The sequence below is a fragment of the Parvibaculum sedimenti genome (assembly GCF_009184905.1).
GTDB classification, from domain to species: domain Bacteria; phylum Pseudomonadota; class Alphaproteobacteria; order Parvibaculales; family Parvibaculaceae; genus Parvibaculum; species Parvibaculum sedimenti.
On sequence record NZ_WESC01000004.1, the window covers coordinates 101,122 to 115,498 of the forward strand.

Annotated in this window: 14 protein-coding genes; 4 read left to right on the plus strand and 10 right to left on the minus strand. The window is 62.1% G+C overall.

Going from position 1 to position 14,377, the window contains the following annotated elements; all coding sequences use genetic code 11:
* The first annotated feature begins 121 nt into the window (after positions 1-121).
* Positions 122-889, plus strand: a complete 768-nt coding sequence (locus F2P47_RS05440; RefSeq protein ID WP_152215162.1) for a TrmH family RNA methyltransferase — start codon at positions 122-124, stop codon at positions 887-889.
* 3 nt (positions 890-892) lie between these two features.
* On the opposite strand, the gene F2P47_RS05445 is transcribed toward F2P47_RS05440, so the two are convergent.
* From F2P47_RS05445 to F2P47_RS05465, 5 genes are all read right to left on the minus strand, one after another.
* Positions 893-2,314, minus strand: a complete 1,422-nt coding sequence (locus F2P47_RS05445) for a cryptochrome/photolyase family protein (RefSeq protein WP_152215163.1) — start codon at positions 2,312-2,314, stop codon at positions 893-895.
* 56 nt (positions 2,315-2,370) lie between these two features.
* Positions 2,371-3,252 carry an LOG family protein gene (locus F2P47_RS05450; RefSeq protein ID WP_152215164.1) on the minus strand — a complete coding sequence of 294 codons (882 nt, stop codon included), beginning with the start codon at positions 3,250-3,252 and terminating at the stop codon, positions 2,371-2,373.
* 98 nt (positions 3,253-3,350) lie between these two features.
* Positions 3,351-4,124 (minus strand): ATP-binding cassette domain-containing protein, encoded by a 774-nt coding sequence (locus tag F2P47_RS05455; protein WP_204886554.1) that lies wholly within the window; start codon positions 4,122-4,124, stop codon positions 3,351-3,353.
* Entirely contained in the window at positions 4,121-5,119 is a 999-nt protein-coding gene (locus F2P47_RS05460; protein ID WP_152215166.1) for a FecCD family ABC transporter permease, read from the minus strand. The genes F2P47_RS05455 and F2P47_RS05460 overlap by 4 nt, the downstream gene beginning before the upstream one ends.
* A complete protein-coding gene (locus F2P47_RS05465) occupies positions 5,119-5,976 on the minus strand; it encodes an ABC transporter substrate-binding protein (protein ID WP_185680961.1) in 858 nt (285 codons plus the stop codon). The genes F2P47_RS05460 and F2P47_RS05465 overlap by 1 nt, the downstream gene beginning before the upstream one ends.
* Positions 5,977-6,078: 102 nt before the next feature.
* On the opposite strand from F2P47_RS05465, the gene F2P47_RS05470 reads away from it, so the two are divergent.
* Both F2P47_RS05470 and F2P47_RS05475 read left to right on the plus strand, forming a co-directional pair.
* Complete coding sequence (locus F2P47_RS05470) at positions 6,079-6,492, plus strand: PaaI family thioesterase (RefSeq protein ID WP_152215168.1); 414 nt, start codon at positions 6,079-6,081, stop codon at positions 6,490-6,492.
* Between the two features lie 11 nt (positions 6,493-6,503).
* Positions 6,504-6,977, plus strand: coding sequence for a DUF3237 domain-containing protein (locus F2P47_RS05475; protein ID WP_152215169.1), 474 nt, complete (start codon positions 6,504-6,506; stop codon positions 6,975-6,977).
* Here the strand turns inward: F2P47_RS05475 and F2P47_RS05480 are convergent.
* The 5 genes from F2P47_RS05480 to F2P47_RS05500 form a co-directional block, all read right to left on the minus strand.
* A complete protein-coding gene (locus F2P47_RS05480; protein WP_152215170.1) occupies positions 6,970-8,265 on the minus strand; it encodes an MFS transporter in 1,296 nt (431 codons plus the stop codon). The genes F2P47_RS05475 and F2P47_RS05480 overlap by 8 nt on opposite strands.
* Before the next feature lie 64 nt (positions 8,266-8,329).
* Complete coding sequence (locus F2P47_RS05485; protein WP_152215171.1) at positions 8,330-9,292, minus strand: hypothetical protein; 963 nt, start codon at positions 9,290-9,292, stop codon at positions 8,330-8,332.
* Positions 9,293-9,336: 44 nt separating this feature from the next.
* Entirely contained in the window at positions 9,337-9,765 is a 429-nt protein-coding gene (locus F2P47_RS05490) for an EamA family transporter (RefSeq protein WP_152215356.1), read from the minus strand.
* 131 nt (positions 9,766-9,896) lie between these two features.
* On the minus strand, positions 9,897-10,856 hold the full coding sequence (locus F2P47_RS05495; RefSeq protein WP_152215172.1) for a ribonucleotide-diphosphate reductase subunit beta: 960 nt from the start codon (positions 10,854-10,856) through the stop codon (positions 9,897-9,899).
* A 160-nt stretch (positions 10,857-11,016) separates the two neighbouring features.
* On the minus strand, positions 11,017-13,008 hold the full coding sequence (locus F2P47_RS05500; protein WP_152215173.1) for a ribonucleoside-diphosphate reductase subunit alpha: 1,992 nt from the start codon (positions 13,006-13,008) through the stop codon (positions 11,017-11,019).
* Between the two features lie 392 nt (positions 13,009-13,400).
* On the opposite strand from F2P47_RS05500, the gene pip reads away from it, so the two are divergent.
* On the plus strand, positions 13,401-14,366 hold the full coding sequence (pip, locus tag F2P47_RS05505) for a prolyl aminopeptidase (RefSeq protein ID WP_152215174.1): 966 nt from the start codon (positions 13,401-13,403) through the stop codon (positions 14,364-14,366).
* Positions 14,367-14,377: the final 11 nt, after the last annotated feature.

Below are 14,377 nucleotides of genomic sequence, written 5' to 3' on the forward strand. Positions count from 1 at the left end.
TTGGCAAACCGTTCCATGCTCGAAGCTAGATGGGCATCGCGTCGAAAAAGCGGCATAATTGCGGGACTTTCAGGGAAGTTCGGGCGAGATTGCCGCTCCGTATGATCGAGGTTGAATCAGCATGAGCGGCGGCACCTACTGGCGCGTGATCGAGAGTTTGCATAATCCGCAGGCAAAACTGTGGGAGCAGATCACCGAGAGCCGGGGTATCAGGAAACATGGGGAGTTCCTGCTTGCCGGCCGGAAATCCGTGCCCGAAGCGCTGGCCCTCCACCCCACCCGCTTCCACGCGCTGCTTGCGCTCGACCCGGCACAGGTGGATGGCTGGGACATTCCTCAACACATCGAGAAATATCGCCTGTCGCGCGCGCTGTTCGACGCACTCGATGTATCCGGCACGGGCGTTCCGCTGCTTGTCGGCAAGGTGCCCGCCATGTCGCAAGCCGATCTCGCGGCGAAACCGAAAGGGCTCGAACTCATTTGCGCGCTCGGCGATCCGAACAATCTGGGTGCAGCGTTCCGCAGCGCCGCCGCCTTCGGGGCCAAACGCATCATCCTGATGAACGAGGCCGCGCACCCCTTCCATCCCAAGGCGCTGCGCGCGGCAGCGAATGCCCAATTCGAGCTGACGCTTCTGCGCGGACCGTCATGGGAAGATCTCGATCAAGCCACGGGGCCGATCTTCGCGCTCGACGCGGGCGGCGAAGACATGGGCATGCTCGATTGGCCGCGCGACCTGCGCCTCGTGCTGGGCGAGGAAGGGCGCGGCATTCCGGAGGCGCTTCACGTCAGGCGCCTGACCATCCCGACGACCAGCGCGGTGGAGTCGCTTAATGCAACAGTGGCCGCGAGCCTCGCGCTCTACTCGCACTACCTCGCGACGCGCTGAAGATCAGCCCTTCTTGATGCTGGCGAGAGCCGCAAGCGCGCGAGCGCGTGCCCGTGCGTGTTCGACGATCGGCTTCGGATAGGTTGCGCCCAACTCGATCCCCGCCACAGCAAGCATTGCGGACGGCGCTTCCCAGGGCCGATGGATATAGCGATTGTCGAGACGGACAAGCTCCGGCACGTAGCGGCGAATATATTGCCCGTCCGCGTCGAACTTTTCACCCTGTGTCACCGGATTGAAAATACGGAAATAGGGAGCGGCGTCGACGCCCGAACCCGCCACCCATTGCCAGCCCGCGCGGTTATTCGCGATATCCGCGTCGACCAGCGTATCTTCGAACCATTCCGCACCGTGCCGCCATTGGATCAGAAGATCCTTGACGAGGAACGAGGCCGATATCATCCGTACACGGTTATGCATGTATCCCGTGGACCAAAGTTCTCGCATGCCCGCATCGACGATCGGATAGCCGGTCCGCCCGCGCTGCCAGGCGGAGAGAAGTGCATCATCATGCGCCCATGGAAAATCCTCGAATTCCGGCTTCCATGCATGATCGACCATCTCCGGCCAGTGATAGATCAGGTGATGGGTGAATTCTCGCCAGCCGACCTCCCGCAAGAATGACATGACGCCGCTCGACGCTTCAGGCGTCGTACGCGAAACGGCGTCGGCCGCCGCCCAGACCTGCCGCGGCGAGATTTCGCCAAAATGAAGGTGTGGAGAAAGGCGAGACGTTCCTTCGACTGCCGGAAGATCGCGCATGGTCGCGTAACCGACGACAAGCTCATCAAGAAAATAGGAAAGACGCGCTGCGGCGTGTTTTTCGCCCGGCCTCCACGCGGTGCGCAATCCGCCCGCCCAGTCTGGCTTTGCGGGCCGCAGGTTCCATCGTGAGAGATCGTCCGATGCGATGCCGGCGAGCCCGCGCAGGTTCTTCGGTGCGCGCAGCGGGGCGGCGAAGGGAGCACGGGCGGCAAGCGAGCGCCAGAAAGGCGTGAAAACCTTGTAGGGCCCGCCGCCCCCAGTCTGCACTTCACATGGCTCGGCAAGCAGCCCGGCATTGAAACTTTTCGCCGCGATACCCGACGCGGCGAGCGACGCCTTCAGCGTCGTGTCCCGCGCGATCGCGGTTGGTTCATAGCAGCGATTCCAGAAGACGGCACTTGCCTTCGTCTCAGCCACCAAGGATGGCAGAATGTCGGCGGCAAGACCGCGCCGCAACACGAGCGGCGCGCCACGTTTTTCCAACTCGCCGCCCAATGCTTCGAGGCTTCCATGCAGCCACCAGCGCGAGGCGCCGCCCAACATCGCTTCCTTGTCGAGAATGTAGACGGGCAGGATTGGCTCGCCCGTTTCCACGGCCGCAGCAAGCGCCAGATTGTCGGCGAGACGGAGATCCTGACGGAACCACACGATGACGGACATGATATCCGATGCGAAAAGAGTCTGTCAGCCGTTTACGATTTCGCCGCGAAGTTGGATCAGAGCGGCTCGCTTCTCTGCATGGGTGGCTCCTTCGGACCGGGCGCATTGAAGGCGGTAATGTAGTTCCAGGCCTCCTCCGCGCTCTCGACGAAGTGGAATATCTCGAGGTCCTTGGGCGCGATCGTGCCCTCATCGACCATGGCTTCGAAATTGATGATGCGGCGCCAATATTCCTCGCCGAACAGCAGAACCGGCATGGGCTCGATCTTGCCGGTCTGAATCAGCGTCAGCGTTTCAAAGAGTTCGTCCAGCGTACCGAAGCCGCCGGGAAAGACGACCAGCGCTTTCGCCCGCATCAGAAAATGCATTTTGCGTAGCGCAAAATAATGAAACTGAAAGGTCAACTCTGGCGTGATGTAGGGATTGGGCATCTGCTCGCGCGGGAGCTTGATGTTGAGGCCGATGGAAACACGGTTCGCATCGGCGGCACCGCGATTGGCAGCCTCCATGATGCCAGGCCCGCCACCGGTCATGATGACATAGTCGCGCCCCTGCCCGTTTTGGGCGGCTTCAGACACGAGGCGGCCGAATTTCCGCGACTCCTCGTAATAGCGGCAATGCGCGAGCTGATGCTTGCTGGCGCGAACTGCGCGCTGAAGCTCGGGATTACCCGGATCGGCGGCCAGTGCCGCTTCCGCCTCGTTGCAATGGCTATCCGCCGCTTCAGGAGATGGCACGCGGGCACTGCCAAAGACAACGATGGTCGAGCGGATGTTGTGATCCTGCAGGATGGTCTCGGTCTTCAGAAGCTCGAGCTGAAGACGCACGGCGCGCAACTCGTCGCGCAGCAGGAAATCGCTGTCCTCGAAGCTCAACTTGAACGAGGGCGAAAGCGTCTGGGGGGTTTCGACCGTTCTTTCGTGAGAAGGCTTGTTCATGCTTGCGCTCTTCGTCTGCTCTTTCGACGTCGCGGAGACCTCCGCGCGAGGACCAAAGGATAGAGAGTTTCGCCGCGCGAGACGAGGCCTTGCAGACCCTATTCGACCCGTTTCACGGGCTGCACATGAAAACCCCGCCCTTCGCCGCCGATCAGTGCCTCTACGCGATAGACGCTGCGCAGCGTCTCCGCCGTCAGCACCTCTGCGGGCCCACCATCGGCGCGGATAATGCCTTCATCAAGCAGGATCAGCCGATCGCAATAGCGGGCAGCCAGCGAGAGATCGTGCAGTACCGCAATCACCATGCGTCCCTGATCGACATAGGCGCGAAGCACTTCCATGACGCCAAGCTGATGATAAGGGTCAAGTGAGGCGACAGGTTCGTCGACGAGAAGCAGTTCCGCTTCGACTGCAAGCGCGCGGGCAAGCAGCACACGAGCGCGCTCGCCTCCTGAAAGAGTCAGCACATCGCGATCGCGGAACCGCGTTACATCGGCGAGTTCCATCGCGCGTTCAATGGCCACCTCGTCGGCAGGGGAAGCCGCGCGGAAAGGCTCAAGATGCGGAAGGCGGCCAAGCGCGACGACACGCTCCACCGAAAGCGGCCAATGGCTTTCAGCGCCTTGCGCGAGATAGGCGATCTTCTTTGCCCGCGCGCGCGGCTCGACGGAGTCGACCGGTGCGCCATCGAGCGAAATCTCTCCCTCGAAGGGAATGAGGTTCGCGACGGCGCGGATGAGCGTCGTCTTGCCCGCGCCATTTGGACCGACAAGGCCGATGAAGCTCGGCCCACGCGCATCGAAGGAGAGCCTGCGCAAGACGCGCGCACCGCCGAGAGAGGCGCGGAGATTTTCAACGCGAAGTTCCATCAGGGCGCCTCCCGCCTGGTGCGCAGGATCAGCCACAAGAAGAACGGCGCGCCGATGAGCGAGGTGACGACACCGAGCTTCGGCTCCGGCCCGTTCATCGGCAGGCGCACGAGAAGATCGGCAGCGAGCAGCATGGCCGCACCCGCAAGCGTACTCGGCAGGAGCAGCCTGCCCGGCTGATGGCCGACGAGCGGTCGAACCAGATGCGGCACGACGAGACCGACGAAACCGATGACGCCGGTGACGGAAACCGCCGCGCCGACCGCGAGCCCGGTGCCGATGACGGCGCGGGCCTTGAGCCATTCCTGATTGAAGCCGAGCGTCGCCGCCGTGTCCTCGCCCAGCGTCAGCGCATCAAGGCCGCGCGCCGTAGATGCAACGAGCAGTGCTCCAAGCGCCATGAAAGGCGCGGCGAAACGAACCTGATCCATGCTGCGATCGGTGAAGGAGCCCAGCAGCCAGAAGATGATTTCGTAAACCGCATAGGGCGAGGCGGCGAGACTCAGCGCGAGCGAGGTGAGCGCCGAGGTAAAGGCCGAGATCGCGACGCCCGCGAGGATGAGCGTGACGATGGAAGGGTTTCTGCCGCTGAGCATGTAGAGAACGCCAAGCGAAATGAGCGCGCCAGCAACGCCGCCCAACGGCACGAACATGGCCGAACCCGCGGCGAGGCCGAAATAAAAAACCAGCACCGCGCCGAGCGCCGCGCCGGACGATGCGCCGATAAGGCCGGGCTCCGCCAGCGGATTGCGCAACAGGCCCTGAAGCGCCGCACCGGTCAGGCCGAGCGTCGCGCCGACGAAAAGGCCAAGCAATGCGCGCGGCAGCCGCACTTCCTTGAGGATCAGCCAGGCAAGCGAACGATCCGTCTCGTCGATGGCATGGAGCTTTCCCACCAGCGATTCGCCGCCGCGACCGATATAAATTGAGGCGACGAAAAAGATCGCGGCAAGAAGCGCAAGACCGAGATTGATGAGGAGATAGCTGCGGCTGCGCATCAATTCACCTTCGGCCCATCGAAGCTGTCGCGCGCGGCTGCCAGCCGGTCTGCAATGTCGGCGATGAAAGGCGTGCCGCAAGTCCAGAGTTTCGCGGGCAGATCGACGGCACGCGCATGATGCGCGACGTAATCGCGGAGCGCTGGATGCGCCAGCTGCGCATGGGCAAGCGAAGGCTCATGCGCGCGATAGACGCCCACGGCAACGAAATCCGGTCGCATGTCGATCAGCTCCTCGATAGTGAGATTGACAAAGCCACCGCTCGAAGGTGTTTCGACAACATTCTCGAAGCCTGCATGTTTAAGCAATGCGCCGAGAATGGTGTTGGCGGCCGCAGCGCCACCAAGATCCTGATAGATGACAGCGCGAAGCGGATGCGCGGGCGGCAGCCGTTTCGACGCGGCGAGCGAGGCGTCGAAGCGCGCGATCCACGCCTCGCCACGCTCGGGATGGCCGATGGCGGCGGCGACCGCGCGGACATTGTCGCGAATATCCTCGAAGCTCGATGCGTCCTTTACCTGCACAACAGGCACATGCGCGCGAGCGAGAAGCGCCAACGTGAAGGGTGAGGAATAGCGGTGCGCCAGCACGAGATCGGGTTTGGCCGAAAGAATGTCCTCGGCTGTTGCGTTGTTCAGCGGGAGCTTCGCGGCGAGATCGGCGACGGGCGAGTCCTCCGGATCGGCGGCGACGCGGAAGACGGACTTCACCGTGCCCGGATCGGCAAGTTCCAGCGCCAGCACATCCGAGCAGAGATTGATCGAGACAATGCGCTGCGGCGGCGTGCCCGCCACGGCGGACGCGGCGTCAACAGCGGCCAGCAAGGCGGCAAGCAGGATTTTCCCGATCAGCTTCATCTTTCCGCTCTTGCCGGCTCCGGCGAGGTGGGGCGAAATGGTTCTCATGTGGGAGGGAACGGCACAGATGGTCAAGCATTATCATGACGGCGGGAGGGGCACATGACGGAAGCTCAGGCGCTTGAGGCGTTTCAGGCCTATATCGACATTTCACCGTTTCAGCGCTGGCTCGGCCTCAAGGTCGAGGAAGTGGGCGAGGGGCGACTGGTCATCGCGCTTCAATGGCGCGAGGAGATGGTCTCGAATCCAAACACGAAATCGATGCATGGCGGCATTCTGGCCTCGCTCGTCGACCTCGGCGGGCTCTATGCAGTACTAACAACAAAATCGATCGCCACTGCGACCGTCGATCTGCGTGTCGACTATCACCGGCCATCGACCGGCGGCGCTATCCGCTCGGTCTCAACCATCATCAAGCTCGGCTCGAAAGTCTCGACGGCCCAGACCGAAATCTTCGGCGAAGACGGAAAGCTCCTCGCTTCCGGGCGCGGCGTCTATCTCATGGGCAATGGCTGAAGGAGGAAGAAGTGAAAGAACTCAAGAGCGAATTTCTGTTCGAGATGGATGTCGAACTCGAAGAACACCCTCTCGTCATCGGCGGCACGCCCGACGGCATGCGGCTGATCGCCTATGTGAAGGGCGGCACCTTCGAGGGGCCGCGCCTTCGCGGCACCATTCCGCCGGGGGGTGGCGACTGGGCAATGATCCGCTCCGACGGTTCGCTGAAGGCCGATGTCCGCGTCTGCCTTACAACGCATGATGGTGTGAACATCTATGCGACCTATGGCGGCCGCATTGTTCTGCCGCCGGAACTGGCGGGACTGCTGGGCGACCGCGAAGCGGCAGCCGCGACCGATCCCTCGAAATATTACTTCCGTACCGCGCCCATGTTCGAGGTGGCAGGCGGTACGCCCCATTCATGGCTCAATGGCATTGTGGCGGTGGGACTTGGCCGGTTGACGCGAAAGGGCGTCGCCTATCGCGTTTTCGCCATCAAATAGGCCGCGACTTTCGTGTGAGCTGAAGCCGGACGACGAGCGTCAGCACACCCGCCGCGACGAGCGCGATCGCAAGCGCGAGCATGCCCGCCGAATAGCTCTGCGTCGTGTCCTTCACCCAGCCGACAATGGAGGGGCCGACAAAGCCGCCGAGATTGCCGGTCGAGTTGATGAGGGCGATGCCGGCGGCGGCTGCCGTGCCGCCGAGAAAGGTCGGCGGCAGCGCCCAGAAGGGCACGATGGCGACATAGGTGCCGACGGCAGCAACGCCAAGGGAGAGGATGACGAGCGCGGGCGAGTGAAGATAGGCGCCACCGATGAACCCCGCCGCGCCGATGAAGGACGCAATCGAGGTATGCCAGATGCGCTCCTGCGAGCGGTCCGACGACCAGCCCCAGAGCGGCATGGCAATGGCGGCGACGACGTAAACGGCTGAAACGATCCAGCCGGTCTCATGATTGGTGAAGCCCATGCCCTTCACCATCTGCGGCAACCACAGGCTGATGCCGTAGAGGCCGATGACGATGCCGAAATAGATCGCGGCCATCAGCAACACACGCGGATCGCGTAGCGCCGGCCAGAGCGTGTGATGCGCGTCGCTCGCATGGCTTTCCTCGCGGTCGCGCTTGAGGCAGGCGGCGATGCGCGCCTTCTCGTCGTCGCTGAGCCAGCGCGCCTTCGCGGGACCGTCAGGCAGGAGCCAGAGCACCGCAATGCCGAGCAGCAGCGCGGGAACAGCCTCGAGGATAAACAGCCACTGCCATCCCTTGAGGCCGAGATGGCCGTCGAAACCAAGGAGATAGGCCGAGACCGGCGCGCCGATGACGCTCGCCAGCGGAATGGCGATGAAATAGGTGCCGTAGTATTTCGCGCGCAGATCCGCCGGGAACCAGTAGGTGAGGTAGAGGATCATGCCGGGCGCGAAGCCCGCTTCCGCCGCGCCGAGCAGGAAGCGCAGGGCGTAGAAACTCGTCTCGCTGCTGATGAAGGCCATGGCGCCGGAAATGAGGCCCCATGTCAGCATGATGCGGCAGATCCAGAGCCGCGCGCCCACCTTCTCGATGACGACGTTGGAAGGAATTTCGAAAATAAAATAGCCGATGAAGAAAATGCCGACGCCCCAGCCGAAGACGGCAGGCGAAAACCCCAGATCGGCATTCATCGTGAGGGCGGCGAAGCCGACATTCACACGGTCGAGGAAGCTCACCATGTAGAGAAGGATCATCAGCGGAATGATCCTTCGGCTCGCTCGCGCGAAAAGGCTGCGTTCCTCGGCGGTCAGTGTCGTCATGGGTTCCCCTCCCCGGTCTTTGGACGCGACCATAGGGGAGCGGACGCCGGGTGGGAAGTGGCGCCTAGGGCAGCTTTTTCAGGCCCTGAATGGCGGGCTTCGGCGCGCGCGCTTCGGTGAAGAGACCCCAGAAGGCTTCTTCGGGGTGGCTGCCCGCAACCGGGTTGAAGTCGCCCGTCCGCCAAGGTGCGTCGAAAGCGGCGAAGTAGGAAAAGGCATGGGCCTTCGAGGGCGGCATCTGGCGCTCCAACGCGCGCCAGAAGGCGGCCTGTTTCGCTTCGTCGTAGCCCATGTCGGCAGGACCGGTGGGCAGGCCCGTTTCCTTGATGAGGATGGGACCGCAGAAGGCCCCCGCCAGCTTGTCGACGATTTTCACGTCAAAGTCTGCCCAGTTCTCCGGGCCCGCCGTCTTGAACCAGCTTTCGAAGATGGGATGGACGTTCACCAGCAGAAAATCGAGGCTATCGCGCGCATCACTCGCGTCGCTTCCGAGAAATTGCGCGAAGGGTTCGGAGACGGTGATCGGAAGGTCGGGCACGCGCTCGCGGGTGAGCTTCACATAGCGTGCGAGCTCAGCCCATGTTCCACGCTTGCCAAAGACGATTTCGTTGCCGAGCGAAAGACCGACGACAAGTTTCGGATAGCGGCGCGCGAGCGCCAGCGCATTGCGAAGCTCATCCGGATCGCCCGGCGTCCAGATGCCGATGATGACGGCCTTGTAGCCAAGCTCCTCGGCGATGCCGGGAATGAGCTCGCCGCCATCCCGCGCTGTATAGGTGATGAGGCCGTCGAAATAGGGACGCAACGCCTTGAGATCGGCGCGGATGCTCTCGGCATTGGCTGGCTTCACCTCGCCCTCGACGACCTTCAGCGAAGTCGGCGTGTAGGTGACGAAGCGATCCTTCGCCATCGCGGCTTCGAGCCGATGCAAGGCGGGCGCGGCTTTCGCGCGCGGCTCGCAAGGCTCTGCGGCAAAGCCGGCGCTTGAAACGAAAGACAGAATGATGACGGCGATAAGTGTGCGCATGGGCGAAAGCCTATGCCAGCGCGGACCGGAAGAACAGGGGGCTTTCAGAGCGCGACGAGAACGGCGCCAAGGCCGATCAGCGCGACGCCGAACCAGCCGGTGAAAGACAGTTTCTCGCCGAGGAAGATCGCGCCGAAAATTGCGACCATGACGACCGAGAGCTTGTCGATGGGAGCGACCTGCGCCGCCTGACCGATCTTCAAGGCGCGGAAATAACAGATCCAGGAGCCGCCCGTCGCGAGGCCCGACAGGATAAGAAAGACCCATGTGCGGGCCGAGATCGCATCCGGCTTTTTCAGCTCGCCGATGGCGGCGAGGATCAGCGTCAACGTCACCAGAATGACGACGGTGCGGATCAGCGTCGCCAGATCGGAATTGATGTTCTCGACGCCGACCTTGGCGAAAATCGCCGTCAGCGCAGCGAAGCAGGCGGAGAGGAAGGCCCAGAAGATCCATGAGGTGGAGAGGTTCATATCCGTCATCCTCAATCCGTCATGGCCCGATTATTCGGGCCATCTGCGTCTTCTTCCCGCGTCAGGCACTCAAGACATGTCATGCCCCGGACGAGCCGGGGCATGACATGTCTTTAATACAGCGCAGGTCCTCAGTCGAACGCTTCGTCCCAGGTGCCCTTGGTCGAGGCCTTGGAATATTCCGTCGCGCGGTTCTCGAAGAAGTTCGCATGCTCGATGCCGTTCAGCATCTCGTCCATCCATGGCAGCGGGTTCTTGTCCGTGCGGTAGATGGCCTGCAGGTTGAGCTGCGTCAGGCGACGGTCGGCGATATAGCGGATGTAGCTCTTCACTTCGGCGGCGGTGAGGCCCTCAATAGCGCCCATCTCGAAGGCGAGGTCGATGAAGGCGTCCTCGTGATGGATGATCGTTTCGCAGGCCTTGTAGATGTCGCGTTGCAGCCCCTCGTTCCAGACTTCCGGGTTTTCCTCGACGAAGGTGCGGAAGAGCTTGATCGCCGAATTGGTGTGCAGCGACTCGTCGCGCACCGACCATGTGATGATCTGGCCCATCCCCTTCATCTTGTTGAAGCGCGGGAAGTTCATCAGGATCGCGAAGGAGGCGAAAAGCTGCACGCCTTCGGTGAAGGCGCCGAAGACGGCCAGCGTCTTGGCGATGTCTTCCTTCGTATCGACGCCCCATTCCTGCATGTAGTCGTACTTGTCCTTCATCTGCTTGTATTTCAGGAAGGCTTCGTACTCGGATTCCGGCATGCCGATCGTGTCGAGAAGATGGCTATAGGCCGAGATGTGGATCGTCTCCATGTTGGAGAACGCGGCCAGCATCATCTGCACTTCGGTCGGCTTGAAGACGCGCGAATAATGCTTCATGTAGCAATTGTTCACTTCGACGTCGGCCTGAACGAAGAAGCGGAAAATCTGCGTGAGAAGATTGCGCTCACCATCAGTGAGCTTCTTCGCCCAGTCCTTCACATCGTCCGCCAGCGGAACTTCCTCCGGCAGCCAATGGATACGCTGCTGCGTCAGCCATGCCTCATAGGCCCAGGGATAGCGGAAGGGCTTGTAGACGTGGCGTTCTTCGAGCAGCGACATGGGCTTGGCTCCCTCTTCACTCTGTTCGTCATGCCCGGACTTGATCCGGGCATCCAGGCAGGAGGCTCCACGCCTCGGGCTCTGGATTGCCGTGTCGAGCCCGGCAATGACGCAATATTTCAATGAAACGCTTTGTACTCGACGTAAACGCCCCCCTGCCTCACTGGCAGGCGAGGCATTCGTCGTATTCGACTGTTTCGCGGCGGGCTTCCGTCGCGACCTGATCGAGCGTCTTCACGTCGAGCTTCTTCGCCGGGACGAGGCTCACGACTTCGGCCTTTTCGGCGCGCTGGATCGAGAGCGAGCGGCAGTAATAGAGGCTCTTCACGCCCTTCTTCCAGGCCTGAAGGTGAAGCTGGTGCAGGTCGCGCTTGTGAACGTCAGCCGCGAGGAAGAGGTTCACCGACTGCGCCTGATCGATGAAGGCCGCGCGGTCGCCCGCATGCTCGATCACCCAGCGCTGGTCGAGTTCGAAGGCGGTCTTGAAGACGTCCTTCTCTTCGTCCGACAGGAAGTCGAGATGCTGCACGGAACCGCCATTGGTGACGATGGAGGACCATACGTCATCCGTGTTCTGGCCCTTCTCTTCGAGCAGCTTCGTCAGGTGACGGTTGCGGACATTGAAGGAGCCCGAAAGCGTCTTGTGCGTGAAGCTGTTGGCCGCGATCGGCTCGATGCCCGGCGAAGTGCCGCCGGTGATGATCGAGATCGAGGCGGTCGGCGCGATCGCCGTCTTGTTCGAGAAGCGCTCATTGAAGCCGTAATCCGCCGCATCCGGGCAGGCACCGCGTTCTTCGGCGAGCTTCTTCGAGGCGGCATCCACCTGCGTCTTGATGTGCTGGAACATGCGCTTGTTCCAGACCTTCGCCATCACGCCCTCGAAGGGGATCATGTTGGCCTGCAGGAAGGAGTGGAAGCCCATGATGCCGAGGCCAACCGAACGCTCGCGCGCAGCGGCATATTTCGCCCGCGCCATTTCGTCGGGCGCGCGGTCGATGAAGTCCTGCAGCACGTTGTCGAGGAAACGCATCGCGTCCTCGATGAAGTCCGGATGATCCTGCCACTCGAAGAAGGTTTCAAAATTGAGCGAGGAAAGGCAGCAGACGGCGGTGCGCTGCTTGCCGAGATGGTCGATGCCGGTGGGCAGCGTGATTTCGGCGCAGAGATTCGAGGTCTTCACCTCGAGGCCGGCGAGCTTGTGATGCTCGGGCCGCGCATTGTTCACGGTGTCCTTGAAGATGATGTAGGGCTCGCCCGTCTCGATGCGCGAGGTGAGCATGCGGATCCAGAGCGAACGCGCCGAGACCGTCTTCTGAACCGAACGATTCTTGGGGCTCTTCAGTTCCCAGTCGCCATCGGCCTCGACGGCACGCATGAAGGCGTCGGAAACGAGGATGCCGTGATGCAGGTTGAGCGCCTTGCGGTTTGGATCGCCACCCGTGGGGCGGCGGATTTCCATGAACTCTTCGATTTCCGGGTGATCGACCGGGAGATAGACGGCAGCCGAACCGCGGCGGAGCGACCCCTGGCTGATCGCCAGCGTCAGCGAGTCCATGACGCGGATGAAGGGGATGATGCCGGAGGTCTTGCCATTGCCATGCACCGTCTCGCCGATGGAGCGCAGATTGCCCCAATAGGAGCCGATGCCGCCGCCTTTGGCCGCGAGCCAGACATTCTCGTTCCAGAGACCGACAATGCCTTCGAGGCTGTCGGACGCTTCATTGAGGAAGCAGGAGATGGGCAGGCCGCGCTGTGTGCCGCCATTGGAGAGGACGGGCGTCGCGGGCATGAACCAGAGCTTGGAGATGTAGTCGTACAGGCGCTGAGCATGGGCCTCGTCGTCGGCGTAATAGGACGCGACGCGGGCAAACAGGTCCTGGAAGGACTCCCCGGGCATCAGATAGCGGTCGCGGAGCGTCGCCTTGCCGAATTCGGTCAACAGCGCGTCGCGGCCATGATCGAGCTTTACCCGATAGCCATGCGCATGCTGCACGGCCTGATCCATCTCGCCGAAGGGCATTTCGGGTTCGAGGAGGTCGGCGCGCGGACGCCGCGCCTCACCACGCTTTGGCGCAAGTTCGCCCGTGATGAGTCCGGAGAGCGCAGCCTCGATCTCGTTCGTATCGACAGCCTTCGACGTATCGTTCAGCATTGGATTCCCCTTCAGCCCCATTCGCACTCACCTCCGCCGCCACGGAAAAGCGCGACACATCCCGCCGGCGAAGACATAAATCTTCACCGTTCATCTGCCCGAACCGTGGGCAGAACCCAGATTTCGATGATTGCGCCGGCTTCTGCTCTATCTAGTGCTTCGCCGAAGCGCGACGCGTCCAGATATAGTAGCTCAGCTTTGATTCTCGTCAACGACTTGTGTCAGCCGGACGACAAAAAAGTAGTTAACATCTCGCAGACAGACGCAGCGTCCGGGCGAAAAGTTAAGGCTTATCAAGAGTTTGATTCCGGTTGACGGGGCCCGGCCCAAGGGGCCGAATGCCCGGACGGATTCCGGACCAATTTGCCAGTAGCGAAAACGCAGGATTCTACATGTTCGACACCGCCGCACGACGGACGCTTTACCCCGAAATCGAGCCCTACAAGACGGGCTATCTCAAGGTCTCGGATCTCCACACGATCTACTTCGAAGAGTGCGGAAACCCTGAAGGCAAGCCCGTCATCATCATTCATGGCGGGCCGGGCGGCGGCTCGAACCCGACCATGCGGCGGACCCACGACCCCAAGGCCTACCGAATCGTCCTCTTCGACCAGCGCGGCAGCGGCAAGTCGACGCCGCATGCTGAGCTGCGCGAGAACACGACATGGGATCTCGTCGCGGACATGGAGCGGCTGCGGGAGCATCTCAAGATCGAGCGCTGGCAGCTTTGCGGCGGCTCATGGGGCTCGACACTGGCACTTGCCTATGCCGAGACTCACCCCGCCCGCGTCACCGAGATCATCATGCGCGGCATCTTCACGCTCCGGAAACGCGAGCTTCACTGGTTCTATCAGGAAGGAACGGACGCGCTCTTCCCCGACGCCTGGGAGCATTTCATCGCACCGATCCCGGAGGCGGAGCGCGCCAACCTCATGGCCGCCTATTACAAGCGGCTGACCGGCGACAACGAGGCCGAAAAGCTCGCCTGCGCCAGGGCATGGAGCACGTGGGAGGGGACGACGCTGTCGCTGCTCCCCGATGCCGAGCGCGTATCGCGTTTTTCCGACGGGCACTTCGCCATCGCCTTCGCGCGAATCGAGTGCCACTACTTCATGAACGAAGGCTTCTTCCGCCCACAGGACCAGCTCATCCGGAACGCGCATCTCCTGAAGGGCATTCCGGGCGTGATCGCGCAAGGCCGCTACGATGTGGTGACGCCGATGTTCACGGCCTGGGAACTCGCCAAGGCCTGGCCCGACGTGGAATTGAACATCATTCCGGATGCCGGGCACACGGCAACGGAGCCGGGTATCGTCGATGTGATGGTGCGCGCGAGCGACCGCTTCGCTAAGGTATGACGTCTCCCGCG